General features: G+C 70.4%; 14 protein-coding genes. 5 read left to right on the plus strand and 9 right to left on the minus strand.

All coding sequences use genetic code 11. From position 1 onward, the window contains the following. Positions 1–44: 44 nt before the first annotated feature. The 4 genes from IPL40_10355 to IPL40_10370 form a co-directional block, all read right to left on the minus strand. Complete coding sequence (locus tag IPL40_10355; protein MBK8481563.1) at positions 45–962, minus strand: DUF1848 domain-containing protein; 918 nt, start codon at positions 960–962, stop codon at positions 45–47. Between the two features lie 69 nt (positions 963–1,031). Continuing rightward, on the minus strand, positions 1,032–2,375 hold the full coding sequence (locus IPL40_10360) for a sigma-54-dependent Fis family transcriptional regulator (GenBank protein ID MBK8481564.1): 1,344 nt from the start codon (positions 2,373–2,375) through the stop codon (positions 1,032–1,034). Further along, entirely contained in the window at positions 2,365–4,017 is a 1,653-nt protein-coding gene (locus IPL40_10365) for a HAMP domain-containing protein (protein ID MBK8481565.1), read from the minus strand. The genes IPL40_10360 and IPL40_10365 overlap by 11 nt, the downstream gene beginning before the upstream one ends. A 153-nt stretch (positions 4,018–4,170) precedes the next feature. Then, positions 4,171–4,869 carry a glycine cleavage system protein H gene (locus IPL40_10370; protein MBK8481566.1) on the minus strand — a complete coding sequence of 233 codons (699 nt, stop codon included), beginning with the start codon at positions 4,867–4,869 and terminating at the stop codon, positions 4,171–4,173. Positions 4,870–5,087: 218 nt separating this feature from the next. Between IPL40_10370 and IPL40_10375 the strand changes: the two genes are divergently transcribed. From IPL40_10375 to hybB, 5 genes are all read left to right on the plus strand, one after another. Further along, positions 5,088–6,503, plus strand: coding sequence for a sigma-54-dependent Fis family transcriptional regulator (locus IPL40_10375; protein MBK8481567.1), 1,416 nt, complete (start codon positions 5,088–5,090; stop codon positions 6,501–6,503). Continuing rightward, the gene (locus IPL40_10380; protein MBK8481568.1) at positions 6,503–7,087 is read left to right on the plus strand and encodes an archaemetzincin family Zn-dependent metalloprotease; all 585 of its coding nucleotides are present in this window, start codon (positions 6,503–6,505) and stop codon (positions 7,085–7,087) included. The genes IPL40_10375 and IPL40_10380 overlap by 1 nt, the downstream gene beginning before the upstream one ends. A 284-nt stretch (positions 7,088–7,371) precedes the next feature. Continuing rightward, positions 7,372–8,178 carry a hypothetical protein gene (locus IPL40_10385; protein MBK8481569.1) on the plus strand — a complete coding sequence of 269 codons (807 nt, stop codon included), beginning with the start codon at positions 7,372–7,374 and terminating at the stop codon, positions 8,176–8,178. After that, on the plus strand, positions 8,175–8,921 hold the full coding sequence (locus IPL40_10390; GenBank protein ID MBK8481570.1) for a 4Fe-4S dicluster domain-containing protein: 747 nt from the start codon (positions 8,175–8,177) through the stop codon (positions 8,919–8,921). Before IPL40_10385 ends, IPL40_10390 begins: the two co-directional genes overlap by 4 nt. Beyond that, the gene (gene hybB, locus IPL40_10395) at positions 8,918–10,564 is read left to right on the plus strand and encodes a Ni/Fe-hydrogenase cytochrome b subunit (protein ID MBK8481571.1); all 1,647 of its coding nucleotides are present in this window, start codon (positions 8,918–8,920) and stop codon (positions 10,562–10,564) included. Before IPL40_10390 ends, hybB begins: the two co-directional genes overlap by 4 nt. Positions 10,565–10,614: 50 nt before the next feature. Here the strand turns inward: hybB and IPL40_10400 are convergent, their stop codons facing one another. The 5 genes from IPL40_10400 to IPL40_10420 all read right to left on the minus strand — a co-directional run bounded on the left by IPL40_10400 (position 10,615) and on the right by IPL40_10420 (position 16,856). Then, entirely contained in the window at positions 10,615–11,241 is a 627-nt protein-coding gene (locus IPL40_10400; GenBank protein ID MBK8481572.1) for a prepilin-type N-terminal cleavage/methylation domain-containing protein, read from the minus strand. Between the two features lie 21 nt (positions 11,242–11,262). Beyond that, positions 11,263–12,489, minus strand: a complete 1,227-nt coding sequence (locus IPL40_10405; GenBank protein MBK8481573.1) for a hypothetical protein — start codon at positions 12,487–12,489, stop codon at positions 11,263–11,265. A gap of 304 nt (positions 12,490–12,793) precedes the next feature. Continuing rightward, a complete protein-coding gene (feoB, locus tag IPL40_10410; GenBank protein ID MBK8481574.1) occupies positions 12,794–15,028 on the minus strand; it encodes a ferrous iron transport protein B in 2,235 nt (744 codons plus the stop codon). Then, entirely contained in the window at positions 15,025–16,056 is a 1,032-nt protein-coding gene (locus IPL40_10415) for a DtxR family transcriptional regulator (protein ID MBK8481575.1), read from the minus strand. The genes feoB and IPL40_10415 overlap by 4 nt, the downstream gene beginning before the upstream one ends. A gap of 80 nt (positions 16,057–16,136) precedes the next feature. Continuing rightward, positions 16,137–16,856 (minus strand): hypothetical protein, encoded by a 720-nt coding sequence (locus tag IPL40_10420; protein MBK8481576.1) that lies wholly within the window; start codon positions 16,854–16,856, stop codon positions 16,137–16,139.

Genomic DNA, 16,856 nt, shown 5'->3' on the forward strand with positions numbered 1-16,856 from the left:
CCCCGGCCGGCTGCAACTGCGCTAACAGCGGCAGCGGAGGGCTGTCAAGCGGCGGCAGGGTCGGGGGCGGTCGCCATCGGCTCCGGCGCGAAGAGGTACTCGCCGGCGGGATCGTGGTCGCGGTAGCGCGCCAACGCCGCGGCGCGGCGGCCGACGGCGTAGCAGTAGCTGCAGCCGTGGGGACAGCTCTCGTAGGCGCCGAGGTCCTTGGACTCGGCGCAGGCGCAGCCGAGGCGATTGCCCCTGCGCCGCGCGCGAAGCGCCCGCCCCGCCACCTCCATCAGCCGCGTCGCGTCGACGCAGCGCGCCGCCGTCACCCCCGCGATCAGCAGCTGCGGCTGGCTGCAGAGCGTCAGGCGCAGCCGCTGCTCGCTGGCGATCGTCGCCAGCTCGGCGAGCAGGGCACGCTTGCTCGCGTCGGGCGGGTCCTCCCAGGCGAAACCTTCCTGACGACCGGCCTGCTCGAGGTTTCGTCGCGTCTTGGCGTAGAGCTGCAGGAAGGAGACGACGACCTCGTCGGTCGCGCCGGCGAGCTGCGTCGCGAGCCGGCGAAAATTGCACAGGTGGAAGTCGCGATCGGTCACCGTCGAGAAGATGATCGGATCATAGCGCCAGACCGCCGCGCGGCTGCCGAAGCGCGCGGCCAGGGCGCGGAGCTGCGCGACCGACCGCTCGGCCTGCACGACCCGCGACTCGAGCACCCGCGGATAGCCGTTGATCGTGTACTGCACGATGAAGGGAAAGCCGCGCTGATGAACCTCGTCGAGCACGCCGCGGAAGGGGCCGAGCTGCTTGGTCCAGAAGACGAAGCCGTCGACGTCCTCCCGCCGCAGCGAAAGGGTGGCGCGCTGGCGCCGGTTATAGGGATTGGCCACCTTGCAAAAGCCAGCGCTGAGCCGCCGGCGAAACCACTCGCCGTAGAAGGCGGGCAGGTCGGTCCTACGGCTCGCCGAGATGATCATGCGCTGCACGGGCCCCTGGCGGACGGTGGCGCGCCGAAACGGTCGGCGTGGCCATCGATGCGCTCTTCGCTACTGCGGCCGCACCATACCGTAGCGCTTGAGCTTGTTATGGAGCGTCACGCGATCGATCCCCAGCAGCTTGGCCGCCTGGGTCACGTTATGCTGACAGCGCTCGACGATCTGGCGCACGTGGCGCTCCTCGACCGCGGCGAGCGTCTCGTCGCTCGCGCCCGCCTCCCGTGGCTGCCAGGGGAAGGGCAGGTGTTCGGGTTCGAGCGTGGCCCCCCGACAGACGACCACGGCGCGCTCGATGGCGTTCTGCAGCTCGCGGACGTTGCCTGGCCAGCCATGGGCGCAAAGCAACGCGAGGGCCTCGCGCGAGAAGCCGGCGACGCGTCTGTTCATCTGCCGGGCGAAGCGCTCGCGGAAGTGCTCAGCGAGCAGTCCGATGTCGTCGAGGCGCTCGCGCAGCGGCGGCAGCGTCAGCTGGAAGACGTTGATGCGGAAGTAGAGGTCGGCGCGGAAGCGCCCGGCCCGGATCTCCTCGGGCAGGGCCCGGTGCGTCGCGGTCACCAGCCGGAAGTCGACGGCGATCGGCTGATTGCCACCCACGCGGACGACCTGACGCTCCTCCAGGACCCGCAAGAGGTCGACCTGCACCTTGGGGGGGATGTCGCCGATCTCGTCGAGAAAGAGCGTGCCCCCGCGGGCCTGCTCCAGCTTCCCCTCGCGCCGGCCTAGCGCTCCGGTGAAGGCGCCCTTCTCGTGGCCGAAGAGCTCACTCTCGAGCACGCCCTCCGCCAACGCACCACAGTTGACCACCACCAGCGGTCCATGGCGTCGCGGGCTCTGCGCATGCAGCAGTCTGGCGATCAGCTCCTTGCCGGTGCCGCTCTCCCCGCTGATCAGGACGCTGGTCTCCGTCTCGGCCACCTGCTCGAGTTGGCCGAGCACGCCGACCAGAGGACTGCGCGGCCCATGAATCAGCTGCGGCGTCCCCGCGCTCACGCGCTGGCGCAGCGCGCGGTTCTCACTGATCAACGCATGGCGCTCGGCCGCCTTGGCGACCAGGCGTGACATCTCGTCCGGGTCGAAGGGCTTGACGATGAAGTCGTACGCCCCCTGCTTCAGCGCCTGCACCGCGGTCTCGACCGACGCATGGGCCGTCATCACGATCACCGTGGCCGAGGGCGCCAGCTCGCGCACGCGGGCCTGAAGCTCGAGGCCGCTCATGCCGGGCATCTGAATGTCGATCAGCAGGATGGCCGCGCCGGTCGTGGCCAGGCGATCGAGCGCCTGTTCACCGCTCTCCGCCGTCTGAACCTGATAGCCATCCTCGCGCAGCCACGACGCCAACGACGCGCGCACATGCGGCTCGTCATCGACGACGAGGACACGGAGCTCAGGCGCCATGGGTGGACTCTCGATCGCTCGAGGCCTGCGCCGCCTCGGCGCTCGCGCCGAGCGGAAAGACGAGCACGAAGGTCGTCCCTTCGCCGACGACGCTCTGCACGTCGATCGCGCCGCCATTCTCTTGCACGAGCCCATCCACCACGGTCAGGCCGAGGCCAAGGCCGTGACCCTCCTCCTCACCCTTGGTGCTGAAGAAGGGCTCGAACATCCGCGGCAGCACGGCGGGCTGGATCCCGCAGCCCGTGTCGCGCACCGAAAGCGCGATCTTGTCCGCGCTCGGCTGCCAGGTTCGCAGCTCCAGCGTTCCCCCCTGCGGCATCGCGTCGAGCGCGTTGACGCAGAGGGCCAACACGGCCTGCTGCAGCTGATCGGCGTTGAGCGAGGGCTGCGGCAAGGCCGATGGCAGGTCGGTCCGCACGTCCACGCCCCCGAGCGCGCTGCGGTGCTTGAGCAGGAAGAGCGCCTTATGCGCCGCCTGGCTGAGGTCGGTCGGCTGGCGCCCGCTGCCCGATCCACGGGCGAAGGACATCAGCCCGGCGACGATATCGCCGCAGCGTTTGGATTCACTGGCGATCGCGTCCAGGATCTCCGGGGCGTCACCCAGCGCCCCCTGCGCCTCGGCGCTGCTGGCCAGCCGTCGGCGCAAGAGCTTGGAGTAGGTCAGCACGCTCGCCAGCGGATTATTGATCTCGTGGGCCACGATCGCCGCCAGCTTCCCCAACGACGCCAGCCTCTCGGCGCGTAGCAGCCGCTGCTGCGCGCGCTCGACCTCGACAGTCTTCTCGCCGACCCGGCGCTCCAAGGTCTGAGCCCAACCCACGAGCTCGGCGTTGGCGCGCTCGAGCTGGACGGCCGTGCGATTGAGCGCGTCAGACAGATGCGAGAACTCGGCGATGCCCCGCTCCTCGTAGCGCGCCGCGAGGTCGCCCGCACCGATCGCGTCCAGCGTGCTCGTCAGCGCGCGGACGGGACGCTGTACGGTCCCGCGCACGACCCAAACCACCAGGACGATGGTCAGCGCCAACGCCAACAAAGAGGCCACGACGACGAGCAGCGTGGTCTCGGTGCGCGCCCGCTCGGCCGAGGCCAGCACCAGCGTCGTGTCGAGCACGCCAAGGAGTTTTCGCTGCGGCGGATGCGCGTGACAGGCAGCGTTGTGGCAGGCGGGCTCGTTATCGATCGGGCGGATGATGCCGAGCGCCGCGTGGCCGTCGAGCCGGAAAAGCCGCGTCCGGTCGCCGGGCGGCAGGCGGGTCAGCGGACGGCCCGTAGCGTGGCAGCGGTAGCAGGCCTCGGCCTCGAGGTCGAGCCGCGTCCCCTCCTCGTCGGGCTGCGAGGAGAAGACGATGCGGCCCTGCTTGTTGAAGATGCGCACCCGCAGATCCGGTGCACGCGCACTGATCTGGCGCACGGATTGCCGCAGCTGGTCGCGGTCGTTGGTCAGCATGCTTGCATGCAGCGCCCCGAAGATACCCTCGCTAATCACCTCACCGTTGATCTGCGCCGACTGGCGCGCGTAGCGCTGCTGCAGGGCGAGCTGGATGAGCGCCGTGATGCTGAAGACGCCGAAGAGGGCCAGCACCAGGGTCCCGGTCAGCCGAAAGGTCAGCGAGTTGTACCAGTGGCCAAGGCGCCGGCGCATTCGGCGGGTCCGTGGAGCAGTTGGGCTCGGCGGAGGCTACACCAGTGCGGTCACGCGTCGAAAGGGCGCAATCGGGCGATGTGGCGGGCGCCCTGACCGAGACCGAGATCGAAGCGCTTTGCGACCCCGGCGAGGTGCTAACCGTCCGTTGAGCTATTGCGTGCGGACCGAGCGCGCCCCCTCGCCCTCGTCGCAGGGCATGAAGGCTGCCGCAAAGCGCACGAGCTGCTCGTCGCCGAGCTGAGCTGCGACGCCGCGCTGGGGCAGTCCGCCGTCGGAGAGCTGCGGCACACCGGCCGGCGCTGTGATCAGGTTGACCCAGTCGACCATCCGGCGTAGCTCCCGTCGCAGAAAGGCCGTGGCACCTGGACCGACATAGAGCGGCTCGAGGGCCGCCTTGTGGTCGCTTGGCATGATCCTGACCAGCCAGCCGAGACCATAGGGGTCGTCCAGCAGGTGGCGCGGAGCGGCCCGCGCAAGCTCGTTCACACCCACGACTTCGCCCGAGGTCGGCGCTGCGACGACGACGCGGCGACCGGCGACACGGAGGGTCAGCAGCGCCTCCCCGTAGGCAACACGAACACCCACAGGCGGCAGCTCGATGGCATCGACCTGACCCAGGGCCTCGACGAGGAAGCTGTCAAGGCCGACGCGAAAGCCGGCGCCGGCGTCGAAGGCGAGCCATCCGTGGCTGCTCGAAACGAAGACGCCGGAGGGAACGAAGGGCCGGCGCATCGGCTCGGGCGCGGACCTGACCGGCAGGTCGGCGGCAACGCCCCGCCGCCAACGCTGGGCGAGCTGCGCGCCGCCGATGATCAACATCGCCATGCCGAGAGCGAGTAGAATGGACATCTTCGTGACCTCCGTTGGAGCAGCCAGACTCGGCGCGGTCCAACTCGGTGGAGAGCAACGCGCATGCCACATCCCGCGCCGCTGCTTCGTTCACCTCACGAGCCTCGCCCCCGCGGGACCTCGGGCAGCACGCTCGCCTGCCGCGTGGGAGCGGCGCCGCGCGCCGCGCGCCGGCGATCTTCGAAGAACGCGACAGCTGACCGGAGGGGAGCCACGCCATGCCCAACTCGCAACCCCGCATCCTGATCGTCGACGATGAGGCCGCCGTACGCGACTCCTTGCGACGTTGGTTCGAGCTCGACGGCTATGCCATCGAGGTCGCCGATAGTGGTGCCGCGGCGCTGCGCCGGATGCAGGAGGTCTCGTTCGACGTCGCCCTGATCGATCTCCGGATGCCGGGTATGGACGGCGTCGCGCTGCAGCAACGGATGCACGAGGTGACGCCAGATACGGCAGTCATCATCGTCACGGCCTTCGGCACGATCCAGAGCGCCGTCGAGGTCCTGAAGCACGGCGCGTTCGACTACCTGACCAAGCCGGTTGACCCGGACGAGCTGAGCCGAATGGTTCGCCGGGCCCTCGAGCTGCGCGAGCTGCGCGCGCAGAACAACCGCCTGCGACGGGCCGTCGACCACCGCGGCGGCGCGGTCATCGTCGGCGAGACCCCCGCGATGCGCACGCTGAGGGCCCAGGTCGCCGAGGCGGCCAGCGCCGACGTTCCGGTCCTGATCTGCGGCGAAACCGGCACCGGCAAGCACCTCGTGGCCACGGTTCTGCACACGGCCGGTCCGCGCCGCTATTTCTCATTTGTGCCGCTCGCCTGTGGCGTCTCGGAGGGCGAGCTGGGCGACGATGAACTGCTGGGCCAGGAGGGCGGCTCCCTGCCCCCGACCACCCTCCCCCGCATGGGAAAGCTCCAACTGGCGGAGGGGGGCACGCTCTTCCTCGACGAGGTCGCCCGCCTTGGTCCGCAGACGCAGAGGGCGCTGCTCGAGCTGCTGCGTCGCGGGAGCTTCACGCCACTCGGCAGCACGCGACCACGCGCTACAGACTTCCGCCTGATCTCAGCCAGCAGCGTGGCGCTGGCCCCGCTCGTCCAAGCGAACCGCTTTAGCGCCGATCTCTACTATCGCGTGGCCGTATTGACGCTGACCTGTCCGCCGCTGCGGGAGCGTCGCGCCGACATTCCGGCGCTCGCGCGGCACCTGCTGGAGCGCCTGTCCTCGCCGGGCGGAGCTCCCTTCACGGGCTTCACCCCACCCGCGCTCGAACGGTTGGTCGGATACGACTGGCCGAGGAACGTGCGCGAGCTGGCGAACGCGATCGAGCGTGCTTTGGTGGTCGGTCGGCCGCCGTTGATCGGCGCCGAGGACCTGCTGCTCGGGCCAGTCTCGGCGCCGCCTGCCGCGCCCCTCCGCGAGACGACGACGACGACCGAGACGACGACGACCGAGACGACGACGACCGAGACGACGACCGACCTCTCGCTGGCTGCCGTGGAGCAGCAGCATATCGCCGCCGTGCTGGAGCGCTGCCAGGGCGACCGCCGACGGGCCGCCGCCCTGTTGGGGATCGCGCCCGCCCTGCTCGACGAGAAACTCGCCCTGCTCAAGCCCCACGCAGCGCCTGGCTGATGGGCTCGCGCAGCGACATCGCACCTCCGCCGCGGGCCAGACCGGAGCGCGGGCTCCGCCTATGGATCGTCCCTATTGGTCTTAAGCAGGCCCTGCCGTGGACGGAGGCACTGGCAGCGCAGCTTCGCAGCGTCTTCGGCGGTGAGGTGATCGTCGCCCCGGCGCCCTTCGGCCTCGAGGCAAGCTTCGACCCTCAGCGCGGGCAATACAACGCGCTGGAGCTGCTCGAGCGCCTCTTGGCGCTGCCGGGCAGCCAGCGGCTGCTCGGGATCGTCGAGGTCGACCTCTTCATCCCGATGCTGACCTACGTCTTCGGCCAGGCGCAGCTCAATGGACGCGGAGCGATCCTGTCGAGCTACCGCCTCGACAACACCATCTACGGCCTGGCGCGCGACGATCGACTCCGCGCGGCACGGATCGCCAAGGAGGCGATTCACGAGCTCGGCCATGCCCTTGGGCTGGTGCATTGTCGCGATCCGGACTGCGTGATGCACAGCTCACTCTACGTCGAGGAGATCGACCTGAAGTCCGCAGCCCTCTGCGCCTGCTGCCGACGGCGGCTTCGGGAGGTCCCAACCGAGTAGTATCCGTGTGGTGATTCGCCACAGCGCCGCTGCGAAACGCAACAATGCGCAGCACCACAACGGATCGGCCTCGCGGCAGGTCACCTTAGGTTGGTCGGCTGGCCGCAGCGCGAGGCGCCGTCCTTCGAGGCAGGGAGGGCGATGCCGGCGCGACGGCAGGACGTTCAGCGCCAAGCCCTCGGGAAATGACCGCTCGGGGCGGAGCCACTGTGAATGAGCCCGCGCACCTGACTGGCACTACTCGTGCACTGCAGGGCCTCAAGAGGCGGGAAAGGGGAGCTTCCATGGTCGTCCTACTGGTCCTGATGACGCTGATTCTCGCGCTGACCTTAGACCACGTCGTGCAGAAGCTGGGCTTCGCGCGGCACCGCAGCGCGCAGGCGACGGCCGCCGCCGATGTGGCCAGGGATACGCTGGCCGAGGCCCCACTGGCCGAGGCCCCACTGGCCACAACCCCACTGGCCACGGCCCCACTGGCCACGGCCCCACTGGCCACGACACTGCGCAGCGCCGTGGCTGGGCCACCCATGCCTGGCTTCCTCGACCCGAGCCATTGCTGGATCGAGCTCAGGCCCACGGGGCTGGCTGCGGTCGGTGTGGACGCCCTGGTCACCGCGCTGCTCGGGCCCCCCGACCGCGTGACGATGCGACCGACCGGCGCCTTCGTCATTCGCGGCGAGCCGCTGCTGACCCTGCACCGTGGCACCCGTCAGCTCACGCTGCGCGCGCCCGTCAGCGGGCTCGTCGCCGAGCATAACCTCGCCCTCCAGGCGGCGCCGGCAGCGCTGGCCGACCAACCCTACGGCGCCCACTGGCTCTGCCTCTTGCAACCCCAGGAGCTGGGCACGGCGCTGCGTGCCATGACGATCGCCGAGGAGGCCACGCGCTGGCTGCGCGGCGAGCTGCGGCGCGCGCGCGAAGCGCTGCTGGCGCTCCACCAGCCGGCCACGGCGAAGCTGGGCCTCACCGCCGCCGACGGCGGCCTGCCCGAGGCGGGGCTCAGCACGCTGCTCGCCGACGACGAGTGGCGAGCGCTGGCCGGAGAGGTCTTCGGCGCTGAGGCTCCCATCGGCGGTCCACCCACGACATGACCGCCGCGATTCTCACGGACCTGACGAAGTGCGTCGGTTGCCAGGCCTGCGTCTGGGCGTGCAAGGAGCTCAATGGGCTACCGCGGGGTGACGACGCTCGCGCGCTCTCGGCGACGACCCTCACCGTCGTGGAACGGCACGGCAACGTCAACGTGCGCCGCCAGTGCATGCATTGCCTCGATCCCGCCTGCGCCTCGGTTTGTCCCGTTGGGGCCCTGCATAAGACCCCCGAGGGTCCCGTGGCCTACGACGAGAGCAAGTGCATCGGCTGTCGCTACTGCATGGTCGGCTGCCCCTTCAGCATCCCCAAGTACGAGTGGGACCGCCGCGTCCCGCGCGTGCAGAAGTGCGTGATGTGCTATGCGGAGCTGGTCAGCCGAGGTCGTCAGCCGGCCTGTACGCAGGTCTGTCCCGCCGGCGCCACGGTCTTCGGCCAGCGGGAGGCGCTGCTGACGGAAGCGCGCCACCGTGTCGCCTCCGAGCCCCAACGCTACATCGGGCACATCTACGGCGAGCATGAGGCCGGCGGCACCGCTGTGCTCTACCTGTCGGCCGTGCCCTTCGACCAGCTGGGGTTTCCGACCACCGTGCGCAAGGACCCCTACCCGCGCTTGACCTGGAATGTGCTCTCGAACCTGCCCCAAGTGGTGAGCGTCGCGGGCGTCGGCCTGATCGGCATCTGGTGGATCGTGCGGCGGCGACAGGAGCTGGCCGCGACGCGACCGCCCGAGGGCGAGCGATGAGGGGCAGACTCAGCCGGCTCGCCGCCGGCCTGACCTTCTGGCGCCTGGTGCTCGCAGGGCTGCTCGCGCTCGGCGCCTACGCGACGGTGGTCCGCTTCGGACGCGGGCTGGGCGCCGCGACGAACCTCTCGGACGCCTTTCCCTGGGGACTGTGGATCGGCTTCGACGTGCTGGTAGGGGTCGGTCTGGCGGCCGGGGGCTTCGCGGTCGCCGCCACCGTGCACGTCTTCCATATCACTCACTACAAACCGATCGCGCGGCCGGCGGTCTTCACCGCCTTCGTCGGCTACGTGCTCGTGATCGTCGGGCTGCTCTTCGACCTCGGCCAACCCTGGGATATCTGGCATCCGCTGGTGATGTGGAATCCGCGGTCGGTGATGTTCGAGGTCGCCTGGTGCGTGATGCTCTACACCACCGTGCTCGCGCTCGAGTTCAGCCCCCTCGTGCTGGAGCGACTGGGTCTGCAGGCTCCCCTACGCCTGGTAAGGGCGATCTACGTGCCGCTGGTGGTGATCGGCGTGCTCTTGTCGATGTTGCACCAGTCGTCGCTCGGCACCCTCTACGTGATCGTGCCGGACAAGCTCTACGGGCTCTGGTACACGCCCTGGCTGCCCGTATTCTTCTTCCTCACGGCAATCGCCGCCGGCCTGGCGATGACCATCGTCGAGTCCTACCTGAGCCAGCGGGCCTTCGGCCGCGAGCTGGAGCACGACCTCCTCGACGGCCTGGCGCGCGTCACTGTCGTCGTGCTCGGCGTCTACCTGATGTGGAAGGCGCAGGACCTTACCCACCGCGGGCAGCTCGCGCTGGCGCTGCAGCTCACGCCCGAGGCCGTGATGTTCTGGGGTGAGATCGGGCTGGGTGTGCTGCTGCCGATCGCGCTCTTGACCTGGCCGCGCGTGCGCAGCAACCGCACCGCGTTGTTCTTCGCCGCGCTGCTGGTCGTGCTCGGCTTCGTCGCCAACCGTCTCAACGTCGCGGTCACCGGCATGGCACGCTCGAGCGGTACGCATTATGTCCCATCCGTGTTGGAGCTGGGCGTGACCTTCTCGCTGGTAGCCGCGGGCTTCGCCGCCTTCGCTTGGGCTGCGCGGTACCTTGACCTCTTCCCGGCGGCGCGGCCCGAGCTCGCGCCGTCCCCGAAATCGACCGCGGCGGCGAGGGCCGCGGCAGCCAAGGCCGCCGTCCAGCCCTCGCCGACCGCCAGCGGCTGGGGCATTGCTGGCCTCTGGGTGCTACTGCTGGCCGGCTGGGCGCTGCTGACCGTGGCGCGCAATCGCGAGGCTACGACGCGCACGCCGGCAGCCGCCCTGGCGTCCCAGACCGCGCGGCGATCGCTCGCCGGCGTGCGCCCCGCAGCCTGGCCGGCGCAACCACGCTTGCCCGCCGCCTTCAGCTTTCCGCGGGCTGCCGGCAGCCCGGGCGCGGTCAGCTTCGATCACGCCAGCCATATCGACGCCGCCAAGCCCCGCTGCGCCCACTGCCACCGCGAGCAGTTCAGCCTGCTGCGCAAGGGCAGTCCGCTACGCGGGCGCCTGGTGATGGATCGGATTCGCCACGGGGAGCTCTGCGGCCGCTGCCACAACGGTAAGCAGGCCTTCGGCGTGGTGCCAGGCGAGTGCGACGTCTGCCACGGCCAGTGAGCGCGTCTCCCGCCCGCCCCGAACTGCAGGCAGGCGCGCGCCTCAACCCGTCAATAGCGAACTTGGTGGGGTGTAGTCCGCCGTAGCGCGCCATCCTGATAGAAGAGCCGGCTGCGGTAGGCGACCCAGGTCCCTGCGTTGCCCGTGCAGTCGATCGAACGCTCCGCTTGGAGATTGGCGAAGGCGGTTTGCGCGCCAGGCACGAAGTTGCTGACACCGCTGAAGGTGTAGGTGAAGCGCGCGGCGAAGCCGGGCATGAAGGCGATCTGGTCCCAGCTGTAGTTCGCCGCGGCGGTCCGATAGTGCACGGCCAAATCCTCGTTCGTCGCCCGCCCGCCGTGGGCACAGATATCCGCCGGGCTCGGTCCGTAGCCCCAGGAGACCTTCAGCGGCCCCGGGTAGAGCGCCGCCCAGGCCGGAGGAACCGGCAGGTGGCCCGTGGCCTGATAGTAGGCGGTCGCGCCGTCGGCCATCTTGGAGAGGGATTCCATCGCCTCGACGTCGCGCGCCTTCTGCGCGTACTCCAGCATCTTCGGGGCGGCGGCCGTGGCCAGCACCGAGATGATTGCGAGCACAATCAGCAACTCGATCACGGTGAAGCCCTGATCGTTCTGCACTCGGGCGACCGAGCGCGCCCAACGTATCCCGACGACAGCGCGGTCCGATGACTGATGCATGGCGCCTCTCCTTCCGTCGCCTCAGCGACCCACCGGCTGGGCGGACAACCCGGGCCCGGCGGCACCGCCGTATTTCAGCGCTTCCGACTTCGCCATCGTGCGGCCCTTGTCGTCAGCGACCTCGATCTCGACGCGATAGCTGGCGCCCGCCGTCAGGTTCTTGATGGGCAGGGTCGCGTCGCGGCCTTCGGCGAAGATCTTGCCGTTCTCCCACCACGTATAGCTGTAGCGCAGGCTCGCCGGGCTGTCCGAGGTGGCGGCGATATCCACCTGAAGGCCCTCCTGCGTCGGCCGTAGGAGCACCATCCGCACCTGAGGCGGCATCGACCGAGGCTTCAGCGAACGCTGCGCCGCGGGATCGATCTGCGAGAGGACGGCCCCCGGCACCGTCAGCACCGGCGCATCGGCGACCATCACCTTCGCTGGCTCCTCGACCGCCAAGAAGTAGGCCACGCGGGCAGCGACGGCGACACCGAGCATCAGCCCCAGCTTGGCCGAGCGGTTCCAGGCCCGCGAGCGGCCCCATCCGCGCCTGCCCACCGCCCTGGTCTTGCCGAGCCGTTGCATCCGGCGCGCGCGCGCTGCCGCGGCAGCCTCGTCGGCCTCGCTCGCGGGGCCCTCGGGCGAAATGCCACGCTCGAGGCGAAAATAGGCGTCCACGAGGTCGCGCCGCGGGTCGGCGAGTGCCTCGTCGTCCGGCATCGCCTCGATCAGATTGCACGCCGCGTCGAGCGCCGCCTGGGCCTCGCCACGCGCCTGCTGCAGCAGTTGCCGCAGCTCCTGGCTCTCCGGGGCGGCGTCGGCCGCGCGCCTCTGCTCGACCCAGCGCAGCCGCACGCGATCGAGCCTCTCAGTCTGGCTGCGCACCTCGGCGAGCTGGACCTCGGCTGGGGTGCGGGGCGCGCCGGCATTCAGCGCCTCGGGCGCCACGAGGTCACCGAAGAGGTCCTCGGCGAGCTGGGCCGCGCGTTCGTCCTGCGCGGCGGGCTCGACCACGTCGACCACGGGCGCCGCGCTCCCCGTCGCCAGCAGGCCCGGCGCCTCCGCGGGCACCGCAACACCCTCGCGCGCCGCCGCGGGGGCCGGCGCGCGCGCCGCCGCCGCAGCGACAGCCCGCGGGTCCACCGTCGTGGGCGCGGCGGGGGCGGCCGAAGCAGCGGGCGGCGCCTCGCCCAGCTCGTCGGCGATCAGCCAAGAAACCGCGGCCGCGGCCGCGAGGGGCGCCGAGGACGAGGGCGGCGGCCGCATCGGAGGCGAAGCGTCGTCCAGGTCGATCACCGGGACGAAGGAGCGTCCGGTTACTCCCGGGCCACATGGCGCGCCTGGGTGGGGCGATCCAGTCGGGTTGGGCGATCGAGTCGCCGGCGTCTTCGGTGAACGGTCCGGTTCCATGGGCTTCGGCTCACTCATTGCGGTCGCGCGGCGCGCGGCGCGCCACACCACCGGCTAGCTAAGGGATCGTCCGCTAGAGGGGAATATTAAGCGGCCGTCCGGCACGCCGCGTCAACAACCGGTGATCCGCTTGCTTTCGGCCGCCCGCGACGCGTCGGGATCAGGCCAAGAGCCGCCAGCAGCGAGCGACCGCGAAGCAGAGAGCGAGGCCCAGCAGGACCGGGGCCAGCGCGGCGAGCGCGGTCCAGCGGCCGCTGCGCGTCTCCTTCCAGATCGTGTAGATCGTCGTCGAGCAGGGATTGTGGACCAGGCTGAAGAGCATCAGGTTGACGGCGAGTGGCAGCGTCCAGCCCGCCGCGCGCAGCAGCTCACCGGTGGCTCCGTTCGAGCTGGGTTGAAAGAGCACCCCGGCCCCCGCACCCGGCGCGGCCGAGCCGGCCGCGCCCGCGCTGAGCACGGTCAACATCAAGACCGTTGGAATCACGATTTCATTGGCCGGGATGGCGACGATATAGGCCAGCAGAATCACGCCGCTGAGACCGACGAAGACACCCAGCGGATCGAGCCAGGCAATCGCGTGCTCGGCGATCGTGGCGTCGCCCAGGTGAACGTTGCCGAGCAGCCAGATCGCGGCACCAGCGGGAAGCGCGAAGACGATCGCGCGCCAGAGCACGAAGGCCGTGCGATCGAGCAGGGAGGTATAGAGCGTCTGGAGCACCCGCGGGGGGCGATAGGCGGGCAGCTCGAGGCTGAAGGTCGAGGGCTCGCCGCGCAGCACCGTCCGCGATAGCACCCATGAGCTGCCGAAGGTCAGGAGCACCCCAAGCAGCGCCACCGCAACGACCGCAAGCGCGGCCGTCAGACCCGCCAGCGGCCCTGGAACGAGCGCCCCGATGAAGACCGTCGCCATCAGAATCTGCGTGGGCCAGCGGCCGTTGCAGAGCGCAAAGTTGTTGGTGATGATCGCCAGCAAGCGCTCACGTGGGCTCTCGATGATACGGGCCGAGACGACGGCCGCCGCATTGCAGCCGAAGCCCATCGTCATCGTCAGCGCCTGCTTGCCGTGCGCGCCGACGCGCTTGAACATGTGGTCGAGGTTGAAGGCCACGCGCGGCAGATAGCCGAAGTCCTCCAAGAGCGTGAAGAGCGGAAAGAAGATCGCCATCGGCGGCAGCATCACGCTGACGACCCAAGCCGTCGAAAGATACATGCCGTCGATCAGCAGCCCACTGAGCCACCACGGCAGCGCGATCGCCGCGGCACCCTGCTTGAGCAAGGGATGCATCGTCTCGACCAAGAGCTGCGCCAGCAGGGCCGAGGGCACGTTGGCGCCAGCGATGGTCAACCAAAAGACCAACGTCAGCAGCAGCACCATCAGCGGCAAGCCGAACCAGCGATTCGTCACCAGCCGATCGACCGTGCGGTCGAAGTCGAAGCGCGGCTGCTCGCCCGCCCGGGTGACCGCGCGATCGGCGATGCTTGCCGCCTCCGTGTAGAGCTGCTCCGCGAGCGCCTGATAGTAGTCCGGACCGATCTGCCAACGCAGGCGGCGCGCCTCGGCCAGCAGCGCGTCGGCCACCGCGGCGGGCGCGGCAGGGGCGGCCACCGCGGCGGGGGCGGCGAGCGCCGCCAGCTCACCGGAGCGCAGCGCGCCCACCATCCGCTCATCGCCATCGAGCAGCCGCAGGGCCACCCACTCGGCATTCGGCAGGCCGGGGCAGTCCCGCTCGACCCGCTGCCGCAGGGCCGAGACCGCGGACTGCAGCGCCGGCGTCTGGCCACCGACCTGCGGCGGACGGCAGACGTAGCTCCCGGTCGCCACCTGGGCGAGCGTCTCGATCAGCAGGTCGAGGCCCCGACCGTAGCGCGCGGAGGCCGCAACGACGGGCACCCCGAGCTCGCGGGAGAGGAGACGCTCGTCGACGGCCAAGCCCAGGCGGCGCGCCTGATCCATCAGGTTGAGGCAGATCACCGCGCGGTCGGTGATCTGCAGCACCTGCAGCGCGAGGTTGAGGTTGCGCTCGAGCCGCGTCGCGTCGACGACGATCAACGTCACGTCGGGGCGGGCGAAGAGAATGAAGTCCCGCGCGATCTCCTCGTCCAGACTCGACGACAGCAGCGAGTAGGTGCCCGGCAGGTCGACCAACTTGTAGCGCTGGTCACGATAGACCAGCCCCCCCTCGGCGCGGGTCACGGTCTTTCCCGGCCAGTTCCCGGTGTGCTGGCGCAGCCCCGTCAGCGCGTTGAACACCGTGCTCTTGCCGACGTTGGGGTTGCCCGCCAGGGCCACGACGAAGTCCCATTGATCCATCTCGACGCCGAGCTTGACCAGATGCGCCGCGTTATGCGCGGGACAGGTCGCACAGCCCGTCGCTGCGGTGTTGGGGGCGCTCATGTGGCCACTGCCTCCGCCTCGCGCTCGACCTGGATCAACTCCGCCTGCTCGCGACGCAACGCAATCAACGCGCCGCGGATGCGATAGGCCGTGGGGTCGCCGTGTCGGCTCCGCATCTCTACACCAATCAACGTGCCCGGCACGAAGCCGAGATCGAAGAAGCGCCGACGCGCCACGCCGACGCAGAGCGGCGAGATCCCCCGCACGCGTCCCTGCTCGCCCGGGCCCAGCAGCGAGAGGGCGAGCTGGGGACTCCCGCCGGCGTCACCGGGCAGCGCCTGGACCGCCAGGTTGGCCGCGATGATCGGCGCGAGCACCTGCTCCTCGCCGCCAACCTCGAAGCGGATGCGCTCGGCGCTGGACTCGAAGACGCGCACGCGCATGCCGACCTGGAGCCCCTGCGCCAGGAGCTGAGCATAGACGGCCGGAGGCTCGTCCTCGACATGGACGATCTCGGCCCAGGTTCCGGGCGCGAGCTGGCTCAAGGGCTGGCCGAGCGGCGGCGGCATCTCGCCGTCCGCGGTCGGGATCGGGTCGCCGTGCGGATCGTAACGCGGATGCCCCATCTGGCTGGCGAGGGCCTGCGCCTCCTCCCAGGTGGTGCGGTGCTCGCGACGATCGGCGACGGTATGCCAGTCGGTAGCGGCGACGCCCGTCTCCTCGGCGAGGTAGCGCTCCCACAGGCGATGGATGCGGATCACGCGCAGCGCATCGCGGCGCCCGTTCGGCGTGAGCCGACACGCGCCGTCGTCGGCGGAGCTGACAACGAGCCCGAGCGCGACCAGCCGCTCGAGCAGGCTCAGGGCGCGCCCGCTGGAGAGGCCGAGGACCCCGGAGAGCGTCTGCCAGCTACAGCTCCGCTGGTGATACTCGCACTCGTAGACGTGCTTGAGGGCGTCCTCCACCTGCACCCGCTCGCCGTCGCGCTGGTGGCGCCACCAACGCGCCAGCGGCAGGCGCGCTTGACGCAAGAGCCACCATGCCAGCGCCGCGCCCACCAGCGTCAGCAAGAGCATCGATCCAGACATCGGCACCAGCCCCCCGTCGCTCAACCGCGACACCATAGCGCGGCGCGCGGCGTTGACCAGGCCCGTCGCGGCGGCGCGACTCAGCCCCGCGCCATCAGCTGCGCGGCAGCCTCGCGCAGGACCGCGGGCAGCGTGGCCGTTTCCACCACGAGGAGCAGCTCATGGCGCGCCAAGAAGCCGAGCAGGCGCAGCGCGAGCTCGGTCGGCGTGTAGGGGTTGAGGACGAGGGCACGCTTGACGGCCTGGCGCGAGCCCCAGCGTCGGCTGCGCAGGATGGCGCGCTGCAGCGCGGGTTCGGTCGGCCGGCGCGCGGCCAGGCGCACGACGTCGCGCTCGACGACGCGCGGGTTTTGCAGCAGCTGCGGCAGCACCTCCGGCTCGGGCCACCGCAGGAGCCGCTGCAGGACGTCGCCGCTGCCCGAGCGAGCCAGCGTCTTGCGATGACCGAGCGTCAGCTCGCGCTCGGGGCCCCTATCGCTGGCCTCGCTGCGCTGCGCCGGAAACCCGCTAAGCAGCAGCCGGGCCAACCCCTCGAGCTCTAGCTCCTTCGCCGCGCGGTAGAGCTCGGCCATCCGCGCGTAGAGGAGCCGCTCCCCGTCGAGCAGTTGGGCCAGGGCCAGCAGCGCTACGCTGAAGGGCGGGCCACCGTGACCGCCGCGACGCCGGATCTCGTCGAGCACCAGCGCGACGTCGTCCTCCGGCACCTGCTCAACATAGTCGAGCAGCACGGCCTCGCGCATCCGCCCGTCCGGCAGGGCGGCGAGCCTGCGGGCGAGGCGGCGCGCCCGCTCGCCGACCAC

It is taken from the genome of Pseudomonadota bacterium (assembly GCA_016711215.1).
Classification (GTDB): domain Bacteria; phylum Myxococcota_A; class Polyangia.